Source organism: Serratia sp. CMO1 (genome assembly GCF_015689115.1).
GTDB classification, from domain to species: Bacteria; Pseudomonadota; Gammaproteobacteria; order Enterobacterales; family Enterobacteriaceae; genus Serratia; species Serratia marcescens.
This window is the reverse complement of record NZ_CP065032.1, coordinates 4694028-4709188: the sequence shown is the minus strand read 5'-3', so window position 1 is coordinate 4709188 and position 15161 is coordinate 4694028. Positions and strand designations below refer to the sequence as shown.

The following is a 15161-nucleotide window of genomic DNA, read 5'->3' as shown; positions in this document are numbered from 1 at the left end:
AAAACTTATGACGCAACCTTTCTCCGGCTTTAGCCAGCAGGGCCTGAATTTCCTGCAGCAGGTGCGGATCGAGAACGATAAGGCGTGGTTCGACGGCAACCGCGACATCTACGATCGCGAGCTGCTGGCGCCGTTTCGCGCGCTGGTGGAGCAGTTGGCTCCCGGCATGCTGGCGATCGATCCGCAGTTCGAGACTCGCCCGGCGATCGGCAAAACGCTGTCGCGCATTCATCGCGATACGCGGTTTTCTCACGACAAGTCGCGCTACCGCAGCCGCATGTGGCTGACGTTCAAGCGCCCGAGCAAAGACTGGAAAGATGCGCCGGTCTACTTTTTCGAACTGGGGCCGGACATGCTGCGCTATGGGCTCGGCTACTACAGCGCCAACAAGCCGACCATGGATCTGTTCCGCCATACGCTGAAACAACGGCCGCAGCCTTTCCTGGAGGTGGCCGCCTGCTGCCGGCCGCCGTTCGAGCTGGTGGGCGAAAGCTACAAGCGCCCGCTGGTGAAGGAGCAGGCGGCGGAGATCGCCACCTGGTACAACCGCAAGTCGTTTGCGGTGATGGTGACGGACAGCGAAGTGGAAAAGCTGTTCAACGCCGATCTGGCGCCGCTGCTGGCCGGGGCGTTTTTGCAGCTTGAGCCGCTCTACCACTGGCTGATGCAGGTAGAGACGATGAAGCAGATCGATCCGGCAGACCTTTGAAACCCCGCGTCAGCGGGGATGCAGCAACCGCCAAAAGGCGTCGATCAACGGATCGCTGAGGCGCTTTTTCTGAACGCAGACCCCCAGTTCGAAGGGTTCGACCATCGAGATGTTATCCAGCTGCGAGATGCGGTTGCGTACCGGCTCCGGGCTGTTGTCCACCACCACGCTTGGGATCAGCGCGATGCCGCAGCCCAGGGCCACCATCGACACGATGGCCTCGTGGCCGCCGACGGTAGCGTAAATCAGCGGATTGCTGATGCGGTGGCGGCGGAACCACAGTTCGATACGTTTTCGCGAAGGGCCGTGCTCCGGCAAGATGAACGGGATCTCGGCCCAGTCGGGCTTGTCGGCGAACGCCTGGCTGCGCACCGCGCAGGGCAGCGCCGGCGCGATCAGCACCAGCGGAATTTCGCCGATTTTGGTGAACGCCACGCTGGCGGGCAGCGTTTCCGGCCGGCCGGCGATGCCGAGATCGGCCTCGTTGGATTGCACCTTGTCGACCGCGTCGGCGGCATCGCCGGTGGTCAGCTTGATCTCTACCAGCGGGTGCTGCGCACGGAAGCGATCGAGGATCGGCGGCAGGTGGCTGTACGCCGCGGTCACCGAGCAGAACAGCCGCAGTTCGCCGCTCAGCGAAGGGCCGTGCTGGCCGAGCGAGTGTTTCAGCTGCTGATACTGCAGCAACGTCTGTTGGGCGAATTCTTTCAGCTGTTCACCGGCGTCGGTGAGCTGCACGGTGCGGTTATCGCGCAGGAACAGCGGCTGCCCGAGGATCTCTTCCAGCCGCTGGATCTGGCGGGAGAGCGTCGACGGGCTGACGTGCATCGCCTTGGCGGTGCGCCCGAAGTGATGGCTTTCGGCCAGATGCAGGAACAGCTTTAAATCACGTAAATCCATATCGATACGCTCGCAGTGAGAGTGTTGCAAAAATTGCAATGTCACGTTCTCAATATATCAATTTAAGCAACGCATTTCCTGTTATACATTGAGTTTAACGAATCTCCGCACAGACAGGGCGGGGAATGAAAATAACAATGCAAGACAACATCAAACCGGAGTACCACCATGGCTAACTATTTCAACACATTGAACCTGCGTCAGCAGTTGGCGCAATTGGGTAAATGCCGCTTTATGGCGCGCGACGAATTTGCTGACGAAGCCGGCTACCTGAAAGGTAAAAAAGTGGTGATTGTCGGCTGTGGCGCCCAGGGGCTGAACCAGGGGCTGAACATGCGCGATTCCGGTCTGGATGTCGCCTATGCCCTGCGCAAAGAAGCGATTGACGAGAAGCGCGCTTCCTGGCGCAAGGCGACCGAAAACGGCTTTAAGGTCGGCACCTACGAAGATTTGATCCCGCAGGCGGATCTGGTGGTTAACCTGACCCCGGACAAGCAGCACTCTTCCGTGGTGCGTGCGGTGCAGCCGCTGATGAAAGACGGCGCGGCGCTGGGTTACTCCCACGGCTTCAACATCGTTGAAGTGGGCGAGCAGGTGCGCAAAGACCTCACCGTGGTGATGGTCGCGCCGAAGTGCCCGGGCACCGAAGTGCGCGAAGAGTACAAGCGCGGCTTCGGCGTGCCGACCCTGATTGCGGTTCACCCGGAAAACGATCCGAAAGGCGAAGGCATGGCGATCGCCAAGGCCTGGGCGGCGGCGACCGGCGGCCACCGTGCCGGCGTGCTGGAATCCTCCTTCGTCGCTGAAGTGAAATCTGACCTGATGGGCGAGCAGACCATTCTGTGCGGCATGCTGCAGGCGGGTTCTCTGCTGTGCTTCGACAAGCTGGTTGCTGAAAGCGCCGATCCGGCTTACGCCGAGAAACTGATTCAGTTCGGCTGGGAAACCATCACCGAAGCGCTGAAGCAGGGCGGCATCACGCTGATGATGGATCGCCTGTCCAACCCGGCCAAGCTGCGCGCCTATGCGCTGTCCGAACAGCTGAAAACCATCATGGCGCCGCTGTTCCAGAAGCACATGGACGACATCATCTCCGGCGCTTTCTCCAGCGGCATGATGGCCGACTGGGCGGAAGACGACGTGAAACTGCTGACCTGGCGCGAAGAGACCGGCAAAACTGCGTTCGAGAATGCGCCGCAGTTTGAAGGCAAAATCAGCGAGCAAGAGTACTTCGATCACGGCGTGCTGATGGTGGCGATGGTGAAAGCGGGCGTTGAGCTGGCGTTCGAAACCATGGTCGATGCCGGCATCATCGAAGAATCGGCTTACTACGAGTCGCTGCACGAGCTGCCGTTGATCGCCAACACCATTGCGCGTAAGCGTCTGTATGAAATGAACGTGGTCATCTCCGATACCGCGGAGTACGGCAACTACCTGTTCGCCAACGCGGCGGTGCCGTTGCTGAAGGATTTCATGACCACCCTGCAGGCGGGCGATTTGGGCAAAGCCGTGGCGGGTACGGCGGTGGACAACGCGCAGCTGCGCGACGTGAACGAAGCGGTGCGCAGCCATCCAATCGAAACCGTCGGCCGCAAACTGCGCGGCTACATGACCGACATGAAACGTATCGCCGTTGCGGGCTGATTTTCCGCAAGATAAAAAACAAAAAGCCGGCTGCAATGCCGGCTTTTTTATGCCTGAGGCGGCGCGATCAGTTGCCGTTCAAGGCCGCGCCGGATCGCGTGTTTGGCGTTGGCGACCCCCAGCTTCCGCACCGCATTGCCGATGTGAAACTTCACCGTGCCGGTTTTGATCCCCAGGATCAGCGCGATCTCATTATAGGTTTTGCCCTGGCTGGCCCAATAGAGAATTTCCCCTTCGCGCGGCGAGAGCCGATCCTTTCGGCTCGCCTCGGCGCTGGCCAACGCAAGCGCGTGCTGGTGGGTATCGACCAAGACGATCTGCAGGCTGGCCCTTTCTTCCTCCATTAGCTGCCGCAGTTCGGCGTCATCGGCCGCCGTCGCGCTGATCGACAAGATCGCCAGATTGTTGTCGTGATCGTGCAAAACAAAGCTGCAACCGTGCACGATGTCGTACTCCCGCGCCTGGCTGAAGATCTTCCGGTAATGCCGATCCTCGGTGGTGAGGGCGGTGTCGTGCCACATAAAGGGCGCACAGCGGTTATGGGCGGCGCGCACGACGGGATCGATGTGCTGATAGCGATTGGCACTGTAGATGTCCAGCCATTCTTGCGGATAGCTCGATACCAGCAGATGGCGGTCGGGATGGTGTTTATTGAAGGTCAAGTAAGCGTATTTGAATTGGCTGAAGGCCTGTAGCCGGCCATCAAGATGCAGTCTTGCGGCGACGGCGTTGGCGAATGTGACGGCCATCGGTAACCTCCCTGTCGTTCGGCGGCTCAGCCCGACCTGCACCAAAGTCCAGCTAGTCAGTGCGGCGGATTGAAATTTATACTCGGCTAATAAATTCAAAAAGACGGCAATGCCAAGACCCGAGCTTAGCAGCTCTGGGCGGAAATAAGCCAACGCCAGGGAAATTCTTTCAATCATCCTCCGATCAATGCTTCTGGGATCCATTGCGTGGGCGGCGGGGCGACTTCGCCGCCGCCTTATTGATTATGCGGGCATCGCCGCTGCGGGAATGATGGCGCCGCGATGTTGGATCACCGTCGCAGCAAGCTGATGGCCGCGCTGCGCCGCCTGCCGGGCGCCGCCGCCGTTCAGGCGCACCGCCAGGTAGCCGGCGCTGAAAGAGTCGCCCGCCGCAGTGGTATCCACCACGCGCTCCGGCGGCAGTGCGATCGCCGGCACCTCAAGCCGCTCCCCCTCCACATTGAACACCAGACAGGCATCCGCGCCGCGTTTGATAACGATCTCGCCGACGCCGAGCGCCTGCGTGCGCGTCACTATCTGTTCAACCGGCTGCGCTCCCCACAGCAATTCTTCGTCATCCAGCGTCAAAAAGGCGATGTCGGTGCAGGCCAGCACCTCGCGGTAGGCCTGCTGCGTTTCCTCACGGCTTGGCCACAGACGCGGGCGGTAGTTGTTGTCGAAGATCACCTGGCCGCCGTTGGCGCGACAGCGGCGCAGCAACGTCAGCAGCTTCGTGCGGTCGGCAGGCGCGAGGATCGCCAGGCTAATGCCGCTGAGGTACAGGTAATCGAACTGCGCCAGCCGCGCGCACAGTGCGTCGGCCTGCGGTCCAGCAAGCCAATAGCGGGCGGCGGCGTCATTGCGCCAATAGTAGAAAGTGCGTTCGCCGGCGGCGTCGGTTTCGATCACGTACAGGCCCGGCAGCTTGTTGTCGAACTGCTGAATCAACCCGGTCTCGATCTTCTCCTGCCGCCAGGCCTGCAGCATCTCGCCGCTGAAGCTGTCGGTGCCGAGCGCAGTGACGTAATGCACCTGCAACGTCTGTTTCGGCATTTGGCGGGCGAGGTAGACGGCGGTGTTGAGGGTATCGCCGCCAAAGCCGCGCGTCAGCTGTGCGCCCTGCTGTGACAGCTCGATCATGCATTCGCCGATCACGGCGAGGTTTCGGATAGTCATCGTCAATAAGCCCTGGCTAAAGAAGAAGCAACAGCCACCAGTCTCCACGCAAGGCGGTAAGGGAGTCAATAAATTAAAACAGTGTTTTAATTTTTTATGATCGCGATCGGCCAACGCCGACAGGGTGAAGAGGAAAGCGTGCGGCAATTCGTGCTTAAAGTTTTACGTGGCGTGGCCGATAAGTTGGGTAAAGAAACAGCGGCAGCGCTCTCACTTCCCCGCCACGGCGATAGTACCGATGATAACCAATCTGATCTCGGGTCTGCTGGCGCCCTGTTTTGCCCTCTATGCCTGCGCCAAATCGCGGCGCTACTGGCGGCAATGCCGGCGCTTGTATACCTTCCAGCCGATTTATCGCACCAGCGGCGCGCTGTTGGCGGTGGAACTGCTGACGGCGGTGCATCACCCGAATGAGCCGGACAAGCGGCAATCCCCGGAACAGTATTTTGCCTCGCTCGGCGTCGCCCAGCGTTTGCGGGTGGTTCAGGAACAGCTGGCGCTGTTGCAGCGCTGGCAGGCGTTGTTCATCCGCCACGCGGTGATGGTATCGGTCAATATCGACGGCATCGCGCTGCAAGCATTGCAGCGTCATCGCGCGTTGCAACGGCAGATCGCCGAGATGCCCTATCTGCGCTTCGAGCTGGTGGAGCACGCCGCAACGGCATCAAACCGCCCGCTGCAGCAGATTGTCGGCGGCGAGCGGCTGTGGCTGGACGATTTCGGCAGCGGGCTGGCCAACTTCACCGCCGTCGGTGCCTGGCGGTATCAATACATCAAGGTGGCGCGCGAATTGTTCACCTTGCTCAAACAATCGGAAGAGGGGGTGCAGCTGCTCGGCACCCTGATCAAGATGATGAACCAGCACAGCGACGGGGTGATCGTCGAGGGGGTGGAAACCGAGCAGGAGTGGCGCCTGGTGCAGCGCTCCGGCGCGTTGGCCGCACAGGGCTACTACCTTTCCCGTCCGGCGTGCTTTGAAACGCTGCACAGCGTGCCGACGCTGTTCGCCGCGCCCGGCGCGTCGGCGTGAACTCCGGCCTATCCTCAGCTAGGCTTAAACGGGGCTGCTAATTCCTTTTCCTTTTATTCGGCAGCCTGGCTTATGCGCTGAGGGAGCCGCTATGACAAGAACAGGAAAGGTTTTCAGCTGGCTGGGCGGCATTGTGCTGCTGGCGATCGCCGCACTGGCGATCTTCATCGCTACCTTCGACTGGAATCGACTCAAGCCCACCATCAACGACAAAGTGTCGGCCGAACTGCGGCGGCCGTTCGCCATCCGCGGCGATCTGGGCGTCGACTGGTCACGTAATCCGGATGAGGGCGGCTGGCGCGCCTGGGTGCCCTGGCCGCATATTCATGCCGAAGACGTGTGGCTGGGTAATCCGAAAAACATTCCCGGCGACAGCATGGTGACGCTGCAGCGCATCGACGCCAGCATCGCACCGCTGGCGCTGCTGGGTAAAGAGCTGCTGATCCCGCGCATCTGGCTGAAGCGGCCGAATGCGTCGTTGCAACGCCTGGCCAACGGCGACAACAACTGGACGTTTGACCTGGCCGGCGGCCAGGATCCCAAGCAGCCGCCTTCCGACTGGTCGTTCACCGTTCACGATATCGTGTTCGACAAGGGACAGATCGCCTTTAAAGACGCCACGCTAAAGGCGGATTTCCGCGCCGTTATCGATCCGCTCGGCAAACCGCTGCCGTTCAGTGAAGTGACCGGCAAACCGCTGCCGTTCAGTGAAGTGACCGGCAAACAGAGCGGCGGCAAGAGCGCTACACCCGATTATGTTTTCGGCTGGCAGGTGAAAGGCAAATATAACGGCGAACCGCTGAGCGGCAGCGGCAAGATCGGCGGCATGCTGTCGCTGCAGAGCGCCGATTTGCCGTTCCCGCTGCAGGCCGATGTGCGCTCCGGCAGCACCCGGGTGGCGGTGGCGGGCACCTTGTCCGATCCGCTGAATCTCGGCGGCCTGGACGTGCAGCTGAAATTTTCCGGCGACAGCCTGGGCAACCTCTATGGCCTGACCGGCGTGCTGTTGCCGAACACGCCGCCGTATGCGACCGATGGCCATCTGATGGCTCGTCTGCATCAGCCGGGCGGCGCCGTGTTCGAGTATCAGAAATTTGACGGCAAAATCGGCGACAGCGACATTCACGGCAGCTTGAAGTACGTCGCCGGTAAACCGCGGCCCACGCTGAGCGGCGCGGTGAGCTCCCGGCAGCTGAGGTTGGCGGATCTGGCGCCGCTGATCGGCGCGGACTCCAACGCCGCCAAAGCCGGGCGCGGCGAGAAGAGCCGCCAGCCGGCGGATAAGGTGCTGCCGGTCGAACAGTTCGATACGCAAAGCTGGCGCAAGATGGATGCGGACGTGAAGTTTGCCGCCGCGCGCATTGAACGCGGCAGCGATTTGCCGCTGAGCGATCTGGCCACGCACCTGAAACTGAACAATGGCGAACTGCGCCTGGATCCGCTGCGCTTCGGCATGGCGGGCGGCAGCCTGAGCGCCGTCGTGCGCCTCGATGGCGGCAAAAAGCCGATGCGCGGTCAGGTAGATATGCACGCGCGCAAACTCCAGCTCAAACAGCTGTTGCCGAACGTGGCGGCGATGAAGCGCAGCCTCGGGCAGATGAACGGCGACGCCAGACTGACGGGCAGCGGCAATTCGGTGGCCGAGCTGCTGGCGACCAGCAACGGCGACCTGCGCCTGTTGATCAATAACGGGGTGATCAGCCGTAGCCTGATGGAGATCCTCGGTCTGAACGTCGGCAACTATCTGGTGGCGCAGCTGTTCGGTGACGACGTGGTGGGCATCAACTGCGCGGCGGCGGACGTCGGCATCCGCAGCGGCGTCGCCGCGCCGCGGCTGTTCGTGTTCGACACCGAAAACGCGGTGATCAACATCACCGGCAACACCAACCTCGCCACCGAACGGCTGGATTTGTCCATCGATCCGGAAAGCAAGGGGATGCGCGTGCTGACCCTGCGCTCGCCGCTGTACGTGAAAGGCACCTTCAAGCATCCGGACGCCGGGGTCAAAGCCGGGCCGCTGATCGCGCGCGGCGCGGCGGCGGTGGCGTTGGGGGCGGTGCTGACGCCGGCGGCGGCGCTGCTGGCGCTGGTCTCGCCCAGTGAGGGCGGCGAGGAGAACCCGTGCGGGCAGATCCTGCGGGAGATGAAAGGCAAAAAATAATCAGGCGTGCGGCGGCGGCGTGAGCAGCCGGCAGTCGTGATCCTGGATCTCTTCCGCCGAGGCCAGGGTAAACGGCAGCAGGCTGCGCTCGGTCGCCAGCAGCAGGAAATCGCCGTCCGGCAGCGCGGTCATCGCCAGGCCGAAGCTGCCCATGCGCCCGTCGGCGCGCGGCAGGCCGGAGGCCAGCAGGCGGAAGGCGCCCTGTTGTTCCAGTTCGGCGGGGGTCACCCGCCGCCCCAGATAGTCATGCCCCAACAGGCCGCCGGGCAGCGGTTGCCATTGCTCGATGAAATCGGGGCCAATCTGCGCCAGCCGCTGTTTTACCGCCGGCGACAGACAGGAGATATGAATGTGCAGCTGGTTTTGCGTGCGGCCATATTCCGAGTTGATCGCCAGTGAAATATCGCCGTCGTCGATGGGTTTGCCATAACGCTCCGCCATCACGTGGCGCGCGCGCCAGGCCTGCGCGAAGAAATTCGGCGTGGCGGCGTCCAGCAGCGCCGGGCTTTCGATACCGGTGATTTTGGCGCTGGGCATCAGCAGGTATTGCAACGGCCCGTTGCGATCTTTAAACACCACGAAACCGGCCGGCACATCCACCTGCGCGCAGGGCGCCGGGTTGTCATGCGCTTGCTGATTGGGCAGACATTGCTGGCTGACGATGCGCCATAGCGCATCGGGATGGTCAGGCTTCAACCCGTAATAGAGCGCGATGGCGAGAGCCGCCAGCAGCGCCACGCAGACAAATACCCCACGACGCAAAGACATCGGCCGATCCTGTTACCGAGAGAAACATTCAGCATAGCCCGGTTTTATGACAGGAAACGAACAACGCGTGCGGCCCCCCGCAGTGAGGGGGCCGCAGAGGATCACAGCGACTGGTGGCGGGTTTCTTTCATCAGCAGCAGCGCCAGCAGCGTCAGCCCGGCCATCGCCGCCAGGTACATGCCGACGTAGAACAGCCCGTAGTGGGCCGCCAGCCAGGTGGCGATATAAGGCGCCACGGACGCGCCGAGGATCGACGCGACGTTGTAGGAGAATGACGCGCCGGTATAGCGCACTTCGGTAGGGAACAGCTCCGGCAGCAGCGCGCCCATCGGGCCAAAGGTCAGCCCCATGATGCTCAGGCCGCACAGCAGGAAGCCCATCACCAGCGCCTGGTTGCCGGAACCCAGCAGGGTCGGGAACAGGAACGCGAAGCCGATCATCAGCAGGGTAATGGCGATCATGGTCTTGCGGCGGCCGAACGCGTCCGCCAGCAGACCGGCGATCGGCACCATCACGCCGAAACCAATCACCGCCACCATCAGCATCCACAGGAAGCTGTTGCGGGAGTAACCGAGGCCCAACGGCTGCGGCGCGGTGCCGTAGGTCATCGAATACACCGTCATCAGATAAAACAGCGTGTAGGTCGCCAGCATGATGAAGGTGCCGAGGATGGTGGCTTTCAGATGCTTGCTCAGCAGCGTGCCGAGCGGCACTTTCACCTGTTTGCCGGCCTTGGCCGCTTTGGCGAACACCGGCGTTTCATGCAGCGATACCCGCACATACAGGCCAATCAGCACCAGCGCCGCGGAGAGGATGAACGGCACGCGCCAGCCCCATTCCATAAATTGCTGGTCGCTCAGCAGCCATGAGAGCAGCAGGAAGGTGCCGTTGGCGAAGAAGAAACCGATAGGCGCCCCCAACTGGGGGAAAGAACCGTACAGCGCGCGCTTTTTGGCCGGCGCGTTCTCCGTCGCCAGCAGGGCTGCGCCGCCCCATTCGCCACCCAGCCCCAGGCCCTGGCCAAAGCGCGCCAGCGCCAGCAGGATAGGGGCGAAGATGCCGATGGTTTCATAGCTCGGCAGCAGGCCGATCAGCACGGTGGAAATCCCCATGGTCAGCAGCGAGGCGACCAGCGTGACCTTGCGCCCGACGCGATCGCCGAAGTGGCCGAACAGCGCAGAGCCGATAGGGCGCGCGACAAAGGCGACGGCGAAGGTGGCCAGCGACTGCAGCGTCGCGGTGGTCGGGTCGCCCTGCGGGAAGAAGATGTGTGGGAACACGATCACCGCGGCGGTGGCGTAGATGTAGAAGTCGAAGAACTCGATGGCGGTGCCGACCAGCGAGGCGACGATGACTTTCCCGCGGGAATTCACCGGTGTAGACGCGTCGTCGGCGTCGAGTGGGGGTGCGATGGTGGCTTGCATATCTATTTCTTATTGTTGGAGGGGGTAAAAATCCATCTTAGTGACAGCATTCCGCCTTTTCAACGCTGTAACTTTGGGCAACGCCGCCGCTAACCGGTTAAAAAGACTAATGTTTTACCGGGCTTCTTTTCTGTAGCGTTAAACGTTGAGAAATGGGTTTCATACAGAGGGAATGGCTGTAAAAACGGGAAAGAAAAGTGAATGGGTAGTTTGTTATGCTGGTTTTCCGAATGTCATGCCGCATGATTTAGAGGGATTGACTGGGTTTTTGCTTATTAACCAGAGGAAAGTGCCGGCGTGTGCGATAACACCGGCACGATTGCATGGCTTCAGGGGGCCGGCGGCTCGCGTTCCGGCAAGGCTTTGTCGCCTTGGTAGTCGGCGGTAGCGATCCAGGCGGCGCAAAACAGCGTCAAACGGGCGAAGAAGTAGAAGAACGCCATCAGCCCGATCACCGAGCCGAAGGCCGCGCCGGAAGGCGACTTCGCCACCTGCGGCAGCGTCATCGTCATCACGAACTTGATCACCTCAAAGCCGATAGCCGCGAGCAAGGTACCGCGCAGCAGCGCTTTTTTCTTCGGTTTGTGGCGCGGCAGCATCCAGAAAATCCACAGGAACAGCAGATAGTTGGCGAAAATCGAGATCGACAGCGCGATCAGCGTCAGCGCCGGCCGCAGCCATTCGATGCCATCCAGCCCCAACGCGTTGACGATCGCCGCCTGCGCCGACCCGGCGACCGAGGTCAGCGACAGCGTAATAATGAGCGCGACCACCAGGCCGGTCAGCGAGATGAAGTCGCGGGTGTACTTGAAATAGATTTTCTCCTGATCCTGCGGATTGCGCTCCCAGACATCGCGTGACTGCGCGCGGATCGCCTCGCGCAGGTTGCCCATCCAACTGATGCCGGAATAGAGCGCCAGCGCCAGACCGGTCAATCCCACGGTGGTGCGCTGCTGAATGGCGGTGTTGACGGTATTCTTCAGCGTGCTGGCCAACGTCGGATCGCTGATGCTGCCGACGATCCGGTTGATCAAGCGGGCCAGCAGATCCGGGTTGGAAGCCAGCACGAAACCGGCGGCGGCGAACGACACCATCAGGATCGGGATCAGCGAGAGGAATGAAAAGTAGGTGATGGCGGCGCCAAACTGGCTGCCCAGCCGATCGTTAAAGCGTTCGGCGGCGCGCAGCAGGTGCGCCACGCTCGGCCAGGCTTTGATGCGTTCAATCAGACGTGAAAAACCGCTGATGCGGCGGTCGAGCGTCTCATGGCCGGTCTTGATGGCGATAAGCGGCTTCGGCGGCGTGTCTTGTGTGGGCTGGCGGCGTTCCTGGTCTGGTCCTGTAGGCATTACTTCACGATTTCCTTAACGTTAAACGGCATGTATCAGCGTTGATTATAGCCAAAGCCCTGCGGCGTTTTGAGCGCCGGGGCGGCAAACGGTCAATTTGCGAGCTTAACGCGTTAGCGCCCGGCATGAAATGCCGGGGATGGCGCGATAGGTAAAATTCCTATGAAAACCCCGTGGCGCCTCGGTTTTTTTCACTTCTCTACCTCCAATTTTTATCTGTTTCGTCGGCGAGAAAGCGTTTACTCATGATGTGGCGTCGCGCTTTGCCGCTCGCCGCCCCGCTGCAGCCGTAGGGGCTGGAACGGTCTCATCCGTCATCAACAGAAAAACTGGAAGGTCTTATGAAATTGCTTAATCACCCCACCTGTCGTCCGTTTACCGAAGCGGGCAATCTGTCGCAGATCTCCGCCTACTATGAAGAGGGGCGGCACATCATGTGGATGCTGCTGCGCGCCGCGCCGCGCCCCTGCTTCAACCAGGCGTTGATTGAAGACATCATGACGCTGGCGCAGGCGGCGAAGGAGTCTTCGCTGCGGTTCGACTTCTGGGTCACCGGCTCGCTGGTGCCGAACATGTTCAACGTCGGCGGCGATCTGCAGTTCTTCGCCGAAGCGATCAAAAACCGCAAGCGCGAGGCGATGATGGCCTACGCGCGCGCCTGCATCGACTGCGTGCATGCGGCGGCACGCGGTTTCGACACCGGCGCGATCAGCATTGCGATGGTTGAAGGCAGTGCGCTGGGCGGCGGTTTTGAAGCGGCGCTGGCGCACCATTTCGTATTGGCGCAAAACAATGCGCGCATGGGGTTCCCGGAGATTGCGTTCAACCTGTTTCCCGGTATGGGCGGTTACTCGCTGGTGGCGCGCAAGGCGGGCATGCGCTTGGCCGAGGAGCTGATTTGGGGCGGCGAGTCGCACACCGCAGAGTGGTTCGAGAGCCGCGGGCTGGTAGACCAGCTGTTCCAGCCCGGCGACGCCTACCTGGCGACGCGCACCTTCATCGATACCATCCGGCCGAAGCTCAACGGCATGCGCGCCATGCTGCGGGCGCGTCAGCGCGTGTTGCAGCTGACGCGTTCCGAGCTGATGGACATTACCGAAGATTGGGTGCACTCGGCCTTTACCATTGAGGAAAAAGACCGTGCCTACATCGAGCGGCTGGTGATGTTACAGGATCGCCATACCCTGAACCTGCGTCGTGCCGGCTAACGTTAACGCGCCCGCCTCATGCGGAGGGTGAGCGCGGGCGATAGGACTGCAGCCAATGCTCCAGCTGTTCCGGGAGCATTGGCCGCGCGAACAGAAAGCCCTGTTTTTCGTCCACGCCGACCTCGTCGAGGAAGTGGTTTTCGCTCTCGGTCTCCACCCCTTCGGCGATCACGCGGAAGGCCAACGCCTCCGCCGCCGCGACGATCGCGCGTACCAGCGATTGCGATACCGGATTGAAATTCACCCCGCGCACGAAGCTTTTATCCAGCTTGATGGCGTCCAGAGGAATGCGTGCCAGCTGCGCCAGCGACGAATAGCCGGTGCCAAAGTCGTCGAGATGCACCTGCGCGCCCAGTTCGCGCAGCCGGGTGATCAGCGCGCGCGCGCGGTTCTCGTCTTCAATCAGGCTGCTTTCGGTCAACTCGAAGTCCAGCAGACAGGGGGCCATGCGGTGACGGTGCAGCACCCCGAGCAGGTCGTTGACGATGCCGTCGTCGGCCAGCTGACGGGCAGAGAGGTTGACCGCCACCCGCAGATTCAATCCCTGCTCTTGCCATTGAGCCGCCTGCCCGGCGGCGGTTTGCAGCACCCATTGGCCCAACGGGCCGATCAGGCCGGACTCCTCGGCATAGGAGATGAACTGCAGCGGCGGGATCAGGCCGCGCTCCGGCGAATCCCAGCGCACCAGCGCTTCCACGCTGTGCACTTCGCCGCTGTGCGCGTCGATTTTAGGCTGGTAATACAGCACCAGCTGATTTTGTTCCAACCCTTTGCGCAGATTGGTGTCCAGCCACATGTATTCGGCGACGCGTTTGTTCATCTCCGGCGAGAAGACGGTATAGGTGCGTTTTCCGTGCTCCTTGGCGACGTACATGGCGGTATCGGCGCTGCGGATCAGGCTGTCGAGATCGTTGCCGTGCTCCGGGCACAGCGCGATGCCGATCGAACAGCCGGTATACACCTCAATCAGACCGATGCGAAAAGGGGTCTTCAGCCTGTCGATAATGCGCTGCGCCAGCGTTTGCAGGCGCTCGCGATCGCTTTGCGGCGCCAGCACCAAGAATTCGTCGCCGCCGAGGCGGGCGAGCACTTGATCCGGGCTCAGGCAGCCGAGGATCGCCAGCGCGACCTCGACCAGCAGCCGATCGCCGAACATATGGCCGTAGGCGTCGTTGACCTTTTTGAAGTTGTCGAGATCGAGGTACACCAGGCCGAAACTCTCTTCGCCGCGCGTGGCGATGGCGTGATTGATCTTGTCCTGGATGGCGTTGCGGTTCGGCAGGCCGGTGATGAGATCGGTGTTGGCCAGCACCCGTAGCCGCTCTTGCGCGCGGCGTTCTTCGGTGATGTCGGTACCGGAACAGATCAGAAAGACTTCGTTTTTGCCGCTGCCGCTGTGCACGAATTTGTTGCGGAACAGGAACAGCCGTTCGCCCTTGACCGTCTTCACCCAGCGTTCCACCTCATAGGACGAACCGTTGCGGAAGAAGCCGGCGATGTTGCGCCGCGAAGCGGCGGCTTCTTCCGGGCTCATAAACAGCTGGAAAACGTTTTTGCCGATCACCTCGTGTTCGTGCAGTCCGGTGTACTCCTCGCTCAGTCGGTTGAAGCGCTGGATGCGGCCGTGCTGATCGACGATCACGATCACCGAGTTGGCTTCGGACACCACCTGCTCGGCGAAGGAGAGGCCGTGCACCAGGTCGCGCGCCACCGATTGGGTGTCGCTGAAGGCGGAAGCGGTGCCCGCCCATTCGAGGTTGTTGACGCGGCGCCCGACCAGATGCAGATGCAGCGGTTCACCGGCCAGCGTAATGGTCAGATCAAGGCTGGCGGTCACGCCGGTCAGACGGCGGATTTTCGCCGCTTCCATGGCGCTGAGCGCCACCGCGATATGAGCTTTGCCCTTAACGGCGGACAGCTCCAGGGCATTGCTGTCAAACGCCAGCCGCCAGTGGGGGCTTTGGGTGCCGAAGTGAGCGCTAAGAAGCTCAGGGCCTTGGTCTGCGGGCATGACGATTCCTCAAAAGAGCACGGGCGGGCGGC

The 15161-nt window shown here is 61.6% G+C and carries 12 protein-coding genes; 5 read left to right on the top strand and 7 right to left on the bottom strand.

The features are described from left to right. Positions 1 to 7: 7 nt before the first annotated feature. Positions 8 to 709, top strand: a complete 702-nt coding sequence (locus IT763_RS22395) for a DUF2461 domain-containing protein (RefSeq protein WP_049300870.1) — start codon at positions 8 to 10, stop codon at positions 707 to 709. Between the two features lie 9 nt (positions 710 to 718). Here IT763_RS22395 and ilvY read toward each other — a convergent pair whose 3' ends face one another. Continuing rightward, a complete protein-coding gene (gene ilvY, locus IT763_RS22390; protein ID WP_004929971.1) occupies positions 719 to 1609 on the bottom strand; it encodes an HTH-type transcriptional activator IlvY in 891 nt (296 codons plus the stop codon). A 168-nt stretch (positions 1610 to 1777) separates the two neighbouring features. On the opposite strand from ilvY, the gene ilvC reads away from it, so the two are divergent. Then, the gene (gene ilvC / locus IT763_RS22385; RefSeq protein WP_206195027.1) at positions 1778 to 3253 is read left to right on the top strand and encodes a ketol-acid reductoisomerase; all 1476 of its coding nucleotides are present in this window, start codon (positions 1778 to 1780) and stop codon (positions 3251 to 3253) included. Positions 3254 to 3300: 47 nt separating this feature from the next. Here the strand turns inward: ilvC and IT763_RS22380 are convergent, their stop codons facing one another. Together IT763_RS22380 and IT763_RS22375 are read right to left on the bottom strand one after the other, a co-directional pair. Next, positions 3301 to 4002, bottom strand: coding sequence for a LuxR family transcriptional regulator (locus tag IT763_RS22380; RefSeq protein WP_049300871.1), 702 nt, complete (start codon positions 4000 to 4002; stop codon positions 3301 to 3303). Between the two features lie 243 nt (positions 4003 to 4245). Continuing rightward, entirely contained in the window at positions 4246 to 5178 is a 933-nt protein-coding gene (locus tag IT763_RS22375) for a sugar kinase (RefSeq protein ID WP_028128093.1), read from the bottom strand. Positions 5179 to 5416: 238 nt separating this feature from the next. Between IT763_RS22375 and pdeH the strand changes: the two genes are divergently transcribed. Both pdeH and IT763_RS22365 read left to right on the top strand, forming a co-directional pair. Next, a complete protein-coding gene (pdeH, locus tag IT763_RS22370) occupies positions 5417 to 6208 on the top strand; it encodes a cyclic-guanylate-specific phosphodiesterase (protein ID WP_079450475.1) in 792 nt (263 codons plus the stop codon). 91 nt (positions 6209 to 6299) lie between these two features. Beyond that, positions 6300 to 8369, top strand: coding sequence for an AsmA family protein (locus IT763_RS22365; protein WP_206195026.1), 2070 nt, complete (start codon positions 6300 to 6302; stop codon positions 8367 to 8369). On the opposite strand, the gene IT763_RS22360 is transcribed toward IT763_RS22365, so the two are convergent. The 3 genes from IT763_RS22360 to yhjD form a co-directional block, all read right to left on the bottom strand. Then, positions 8370 to 9137: a CDP-diacylglycerol diphosphatase gene (locus IT763_RS22360; RefSeq protein WP_016930464.1), complete on the bottom strand. Its 768-nt coding sequence runs from the start codon at positions 9135 to 9137 to the stop codon at positions 8370 to 8372. A gap of 101 nt (positions 9138 to 9238) precedes the next feature. Further along, positions 9239 to 10561 (bottom strand): MFS transporter, encoded by a 1323-nt coding sequence (locus IT763_RS22355; RefSeq protein WP_016930463.1) that lies wholly within the window; start codon positions 10559 to 10561, stop codon positions 9239 to 9241. A 329-nt stretch (positions 10562 to 10890) separates the two neighbouring features. Then, the gene (gene yhjD / locus IT763_RS22350) at positions 10891 to 11910 is read right to left on the bottom strand and encodes an inner membrane protein YhjD (protein ID WP_016930462.1); all 1020 of its coding nucleotides are present in this window, start codon (positions 11908 to 11910) and stop codon (positions 10891 to 10893) included. A 341-nt stretch (positions 11911 to 12251) separates the two neighbouring features. On the opposite strand from yhjD, the gene IT763_RS22345 reads away from it, so the two are divergent. Continuing rightward, complete coding sequence (locus IT763_RS22345; RefSeq protein ID WP_016930461.1) at positions 12252 to 13118, top strand: crotonase/enoyl-CoA hydratase family protein; 867 nt, start codon at positions 12252 to 12254, stop codon at positions 13116 to 13118. Between the two features lie 16 nt (positions 13119 to 13134). Here the strand turns inward: IT763_RS22345 and pdeR are convergent, their stop codons facing one another. Continuing rightward, positions 13135 to 15129 (bottom strand): cyclic di-GMP phosphodiesterase, encoded by a 1995-nt coding sequence (gene pdeR / locus IT763_RS22340; protein WP_016930460.1) that lies wholly within the window; start codon positions 15127 to 15129, stop codon positions 13135 to 13137. Positions 15130 to 15161 lie beyond the last annotated feature (32 nt).

What these genes read in the sequence shown, in the direction of transcription:
- pdeH (WP_079450475.1), top strand. Translation starts at nt 5,417, where the DNA reads ATGATAACCAATCTGATCTCGGGTCTGCTGGCGCCCTGTTTTGCCCTC.
- IT763_RS22345 (WP_016930461.1), top strand. Translation starts at nt 12,252, where the DNA reads ATGAAATTGCTTAATCACCCCACCTGTCGTCCGTTTACCGAAGCGGGC.
- IT763_RS22365 (WP_206195026.1), top strand. Translation starts at nt 6,300, where the DNA reads ATGACAAGAACAGGAAAGGTTTTCAGCTGGCTGGGCGGCATTGTGCTG.
- IT763_RS22355 (WP_016930463.1), bottom strand. Translation starts at nt 10,561, where the DNA reads ATGCAAGCCACCATCGCACCCCCACTCGACGCCGACGACGCGTCTACA.
- IT763_RS22380 (WP_049300871.1), bottom strand. Translation starts at nt 4,002, where the DNA reads ATGGCCGTCACATTCGCCAACGCCGTCGCCGCAAGACTGCATCTTGAT.
- ilvY (WP_004929971.1), bottom strand. Translation starts at nt 1,609, where the DNA reads ATGGATTTACGTGATTTAAAGCTGTTCCTGCATCTGGCCGAAAGCCAT.
- yhjD (WP_016930462.1), bottom strand. Translation starts at nt 11,910, where the DNA reads ATGCCTACAGGACCAGACCAGGAACGCCGCCAGCCCACACAAGACACG.
- pdeR (WP_016930460.1), bottom strand. Translation starts at nt 15,129, where the DNA reads ATGCCCGCAGACCAAGGCCCTGAGCTTCTTAGCGCTCACTTCGGCACC.
- ilvC (WP_206195027.1), top strand. Translation starts at nt 1,778, where the DNA reads ATGGCTAACTATTTCAACACATTGAACCTGCGTCAGCAGTTGGCGCAA.
- IT763_RS22375 (WP_028128093.1), bottom strand. Translation starts at nt 5,178, where the DNA reads ATGACTATCCGAAACCTCGCCGTGATCGGCGAATGCATGATCGAGCTG.
- IT763_RS22360 (WP_016930464.1), bottom strand. Translation starts at nt 9,137, where the DNA reads ATGTCTTTGCGTCGTGGGGTATTTGTCTGCGTGGCGCTGCTGGCGGCT.
- IT763_RS22395 (WP_049300870.1), top strand. Translation starts at nt 8, where the DNA reads ATGACGCAACCTTTCTCCGGCTTTAGCCAGCAGGGCCTGAATTTCCTG.